Consider the following 340-nt stretch of genomic DNA (forward strand, 5'->3'; position numbering starts at 1 on the left):
ACTCGGTGGTCTGGCCGTCGACGGTCTTGCGGATGCGCCGGCCGAAGGCGTCGTACTGGTAGCTGGCGCTGGTGCCGTCGGGACGGGTCAGGCCGATCAGGCGGTGCTGGCTGTCGTAGCGGTATTCTGTGACGAGCTGTTGCGCGCGGCCGCGGCGTTCGCGGATCAGGTTGCCGAAGGCGTCGTAGTCGTAATGGCGGTCGCCCTGCATCTGCAGGCGATTGCCTTTGATTTGTGTCGGGCCGGGGCGATCCTGCAGCAGCAGGTTGCCGGCCGGGTCGTGGGCGAAGTTTTCCGGCACATCGTCGCGGGTGTGGCGCACGCGGATCAGCCGGTCGAG

General features: G+C 67.6%; 1 protein-coding gene. It reads right to left on the reverse strand.

The features are described from left to right. A partial coding sequence (locus L6D81_RS29360) for an RHS repeat domain-containing protein (protein WP_236183003.1) occupies positions 1-340 on the reverse strand: 340 nt, incomplete at both ends.

Origin of the sequence: Pseudomonas sputi (genome assembly GCF_021603585.1) — a bacterium.
In the GTDB taxonomy this organism is placed as follows: Bacteria; Pseudomonadota; Gammaproteobacteria; order Pseudomonadales; family Pseudomonadaceae; genus Aquipseudomonas; species Aquipseudomonas sputi.